This window comes from Asticcacaulis sp. (assembly GCF_027484505.1).
Taxonomy (GTDB): Bacteria; Pseudomonadota; Alphaproteobacteria; order Caulobacterales; family Caulobacteraceae; genus Asticcacaulis.
Window position 1 is genome coordinate 1 of the sequence record NZ_JAIXSV010000185.1, and the last position, 5,507, is coordinate 5,507.

Annotated in this window: 3 protein-coding genes; all 3 read right to left on the reverse strand. The window is 51.2% G+C overall.

Annotated features, from left to right (window positions below):
* Positions 1-265: 265 nt before the first annotated feature.
* Positions 266-3,079, reverse strand: coding sequence for a TonB-dependent receptor (locus tag Q0072_RS11455; protein WP_298330003.1), 2,814 nt, complete (start codon positions 3,077-3,079; stop codon positions 266-268).
* 83 nt (positions 3,080-3,162) lie between these two features.
* Positions 3,163-4,182 (reverse strand): FecR domain-containing protein, encoded by a 1,020-nt coding sequence (locus Q0072_RS11460; RefSeq protein ID WP_298330006.1) that lies wholly within the window; start codon positions 4,180-4,182, stop codon positions 3,163-3,165.
* Positions 4,173-4,781 carry an RNA polymerase sigma factor gene (locus Q0072_RS11465; RefSeq protein ID WP_298330009.1) on the reverse strand — a complete coding sequence of 203 codons (609 nt, stop codon included), beginning with the start codon at positions 4,779-4,781 and terminating at the stop codon, positions 4,173-4,175. Before Q0072_RS11465 ends, Q0072_RS11460 begins: the two co-directional genes overlap by 10 nt.
* Between the last annotated feature and the right edge of the window lie 726 nt (positions 4,782-5,507).

The window sequence follows — 5,507 nt, forward strand, 5'->3', positions numbered from 1 at the left end:
GATCACAAAGCTAAAGCTCGTGAAGCGCCAAATGTACGGTCGAGCCAAAATCGATCTTTTAGAGGCACGCTTGGTGGATGTCTATTGACCGCGACCTGCACCAAAATTGCGTCAGAGCCCTTTTTGCACGCCGATCTACATGTCAGACCCTGAGGTTCCCGGAGGCGAACTCTCGGAAGCCTTCCTATCCCGCAAAACGTTATCGTTTCATCGACGCGTTGCCTTGGGAAACGCCCCAGTATTGCCGACACTGTCTCCGGAAGTCTTAAAACTCGAACCTTATGCCGGCTTGGAAACTTCGGGGAGAGACAATTCGGTTGTGTGAAAGTCCGCCGAAACTGCTGTAAATCCGGCGTTCCGCGTTTGTCACATTCAACGCACTTATCGTCAATTTGACTCGAGGTGCGAACTCATAATGCATTGTGGCATCTACAGTAGAGTATGGGGCTGCTTTCTCTCTTGCATCCGAAACGTGATCAAATGAGTCGTTATTGAAATAGCTCGAGCTTCTCTGGTAGTTGATACGAATGTACCAAGGTGTACTTTCGTAATATGCCATCACGTTAAGGACATATTTGGGAACGGCAGTCATCGGTTGCCCGTGGCGAGCATTTGGTGCGGTCTTTGAGCTACCAAGTAGAGTTAGATTTACATCTGTCCCCAGTCCAGCCCATTTCCGGGGCAGGCCGATGTATTTTTGAGCGTAGCTGATCTCTAAGCCGTTCAGCCAAGCCTGCGCTCCGTTCGAGGGGCGTGTGACTGTAAAAGTTTGTCCCGCAAATCGTTCCTGGTACGCCGTCAATTCAAAAAAGCCGTCTAGCTTTTTCCAGAAAAACGCTCCGGACAAGTAACCAGCACCGGAGAAGTACCAGTCGAACCCTACATCCCAACCCATTGACGTGAAGGGTTTCAGCCCAGGATTTCCGCCAACACCAGTTAGCGTGAGCCCATCCAACTGAGTATTCACCGACAGTTGTTCCGGGGATGGCCTGCCAAGGCTCTTCGAAACCGCCCCCTTAAACCAGACCGACTCTCCTATTCCTAGGCGAACGGTGGCGCTTGGCAAGCAATCGATAGACCCGTCACGGAAAGACAAGGCATCCTCCGTGGCCTGAGAGCCTCGAATGACGCCGTTACCCTTCGTAGCGGTGCGCACGAGCCTCACCCCAATGTCTCCATCAATCGGGAGGTCGTTTACTGCGGCTCCAAACAAGCCCCTGATATAGGCTGCGGATATTGTCTCGGATAAGGTCGAATGCGATTGAGCACTCAATGATATCAAAGGCCCTGCCTCTTTAAGTTGCCCTTTTAGATACACTGCGTCTTTTAGCAAGTCGGGGTCGATTGCGACACCGCCTGGCTGTATATCGGTGGCAATCAAACCCCGAAGGTCAGAGAGAGTGGTTTCCACTATCTCGTTTCGGTTGGTGAGCTCCGCGCGAGACGTCCGGGACGAGCGCCGCACGCCAAACTGGAGCGTTGTGAACGTTCCCCTCGCAAGCGGAAAGGCGAAATCGATACGGCCGGCGTGGCTTGCAGTCGCCCATCGTTGAACAATCGAATTGTAACTCACAGTCAGAAGGCGGCCGGGGTCATCAAGTTCAGCGTCACCCAGTACCCAGGAGGATGGTTTGGCTTCCGCCATCCCGGAGAACGCCCATGAGGTACCCCTCGCCTTGGCGCTTAACGTTCGATAGTCAACGGTGGTCTTGCCCCGAGTAAAATCATAGCCAGCCCGGACTGTAGCTTGATCCCCTTGCCACTGCCCTGAAAGACTCGCTTGCTCGACATGTCGGTTCGGAGCGCTATATCCACCGGACGAGACAAGGCTGCCACCAGTGTAGATACCTGCATAAACAAATCCAGCCGTTGAGCTCTGGAAATCGTAAGAGGATGGCTCAAGAGTGTTTGTTTCGGGCGCAGTTAACGTTCGACTGTTTTGGGGGAGTCGCTCATCTACGTTTAGAGAGAGATATGAGGCGACTAGCTTACTTCGCTCGCCAAGCGACCAGTGTCCATTTAAAACAAATGATGTCCGTTTATATTCTCGGGTTATATTTGCATCTTGTATGGAGACAGGCGCGATCAAACTGTCTTGGACTTCCCCCAATAGGCCGTCGTTATTGCTATCAAATAGTGTGGACGATCTAACATATACGGCCGAGGAGTAATTCATACTAGATTTATCAACGACCTGTCCCATACTCAACGCCACCCCACCACGGCCCTCCCGACCGAATGGTAGTTTCATGAAGAATGAACCCTGAGGTATTCCATGGAGAAGCGAGGTGCGAAAAGTGGCTAAAACAGAGCCACGACCACTCAACCTGCTACCGCCCGATTGATTGGTCTGAATGTCAACTAACCCTCCGACGCTGCCTTCCACTTGATCTGCAGAGGCAGTCTTATAAACGACGACACTTTTCACACCGTCTCCAGGAATGTCCCCCAACTGAAAATTGCGATAACCCGCGCTTGCAACCTCTTTGCCGTCTATCAATGTCTGAAGATAGGTAAGACCTCGGATGCGAGGTTGGAGCAGATCCCCATTATCATAAGTCAGGTGGATACCTGGCAATCTACCCAGAACCTCTGCGACGCTCCCCGAGGGTAATGCGCCAATTTCGCGCAATCCTTGAGCATCAACTATTTGCAGACTGGACTTGTAAGCCCTTCCAGAAACAGGACCGTTCGCTACCACAACCACTTCGACTGGTACGCTATTAATTGGGTCGTCACGCTGGGTCAGCGAAGAGTTCACTTGGGAAGAAGCTGGCCTGCTCGACTTAACAATTAGAACGGCACCTAGCTCACCCTGGCGGTGCACAAGTCCCGAACCCCTAAGAAGATGCTCTAGTCCATCACGAGTTGAAAACTCACCTTTCAGGCTTTTACTCACCTGATTTCGCACAATATCCGGTGCAAAAAGCACCGCCACCCCTGAAGCTTGGGCATATTGGCGCAAAGATTGAGAGAGGGGGCCCGAAGGGATGTCAAACTTTATCTTCTCAGGCTGTTTTTCGTTCTTGGCTTGCGCAGAGGTGGCCCATAGGAGACCGACTAATAAGGCTCCCGCCATATAACAGTACGCCCGTAGCGTGCCACGCCTTACCCGCTTTCCTTTATTCGTTCCACCTCTACCGAAACTGGGGTCAACTCGTTTCACCTGGGCTCACGTCGCCTTTCGAGGAGAATTTGACCGCCTTCCCGTCTTGATCGCACGGAATAGTAATTCTCCAAAGCCTTTACAAAAACTTCGTTCTGTGTCGCGGGAAAGCTGCCGCTTATGCGCATCTCAGCCAGCTCACTCTCATGTACCACGACCTTAACCTCGGAGTAAGTGTTCATCCGGGCAATCACATTTTTCAGTGGTTCATCGTCAAACGTTAACATCCCGGAACGCCATCCTGTGGCCCCCTCCAGATCATCTAGTTTCGCTATCTTCAGAACCCCTGACCCACGTGTTAACATGGCTTGCTCGCCCGGCTCGAGCGCGGATGTCATCCATTGCACTTTTTGCCCACTATTTATCCCAATCCGTATCTTCCCCTCGACTAAGGTGACTGTAGTGTGCTGATCTAAGCGGTCTATGGTGAATGCAGTCCCCGTGGCTTCGACGGTTTTATCATCGACCTGTACGCTAAACGGTCGGGAATGATCCTTTGCGACTCCGAAGTGGGCTCTACCTGCAACAAGAACGACGCTGCGCTTGTTGTTTCCGTAGACTACCCTCACAACTGATGACGTGTCTAAATTTACAGTTGAACCATCCGAGAGCCGAACGAGACGTTGCTCCCCTATACGTGTCTCATAGCGAACTTCGCTGAACAACATTCGCCAACCGACGCCCGCTGCTATAGCCACAGATGCGGCAATCGCCCCGGCTAATACTCGTCTTGAAACAATTCCGCTGGCGTTGAACCGCGAGCGAGCCACACGCGAACTTTGGCGGGCCTGGTGGCGTAGGGCTAAAACATCGGGTGTGTCACGGCCCTTCCTCAAAAGTTCACACGCGACTTCAATATCCGCTAACGCCTCGCCGTGTAATGGATTAGCTGAAAGCCATTCATGGAATGCGACTGCGTCAAACGCGTCCTCCTCCCTCATTTTTTGAGACCATAGAGCGGCCTCAAAGAATATGGAGTCATCGGAACTGTGAAATTGAGACACGGTTATTTCCATCCGATTGAAGCGCCCCGAGCTAACATCGCAAGGCACTTTATTATATGCTTTTCAACTGCACTTACAGATATTCCGTACAAAGCGGCAATTTCAGCATACTTCATTCCCTCAATACGTTGAAGGATAAACATGTCTCGCGACCTTGAATCCAATTCGTTGAGCGAAGCTAGAACAGCCCTAAGGGTTTGTTTACTTTGAAGCACGCGTTCAGGAGAAATTAATTCTACAGCGTCTTCAGTGACATATACCTCATTTAGAAACGCTGAGGACGTACTTCTGCGGCGCCGCCTATCTTTCAGAAGATTTATCGCTATTCGAAATAGATAGGGTTCAGCGTCGAGCACATCTTGAATGTCACGCTTGCGAATAACACGGACAAACAACTCTTGCGTCAGGTCCTCAGCTTCCGCATGACTTCGTGTCGCCCTATAAAAATAGCGCCGAAATACGTTACTATACTGGTGCGACAACTCCCGTACAAACTGATCGTGACTGGTCTTCCCGTAGGCATTACCGGGAATCATTCCACCCTCCACACCAGGAATTGCTCCAGATGAACGCACAATACGCTTCAGAACAAAAAAATCACCCAAGGCCACGGGCAATACGAGTTGAACCGGGAAGCAACCCACACCGACGCGATACCTCTACACAAAGCCCGCTGGGGTCTTATAAAACAACTTCGTTAGCCCCTTGTTAAAATTTAACACAAAAAATACGCGGGGTCATTTTCGTTAGCCGATTTCTTATAACAAGGGGTCATTGAAAATGGCTCTAGGTAAGCCTTTCGGGAGTTTCTCATGTCACTGACACGTATGAAAATTTTTCGCTTTTTTTAACACCCGGGTGTGGCCGGCATCTTCGGTCGTTGGTATTCCACATTCTCATCAGAGCCCTTTGTGCTGGCCCCATGTCAGCGCACCCTTAGGGTTGGCACTTTCCGGCGGACAGCTCCAATTCATAGGCTAAAAGGGCCCGATCACACCGGTTAGCCGAGCCGAGGGCTCAAGCGCAGCTTTCACTTGTAGAATTTTAGCCGTCGCCTACACCAGAAGGGCTTAACCGCCATCTCGCTGCGGTGGCAGCTTATTAAAACGAGCAAAAAACACCTGAACAGCCACTCAAAAGCCCATTGCTATTGGGAGGCTACTACAACATAATTCTCGCGGCCACCGCAAAATGCTCTCCGGACAGCCATAGCAGACCGACTAGGGTTTGTGGGGATTCACAGATGAATCGAATTGTGATTCATACTGTTCATGGACCGCAATATTCTAACCGATGCCCAATGGGCGAAGATCGAACCGCATTGCTTGGGGAAACGC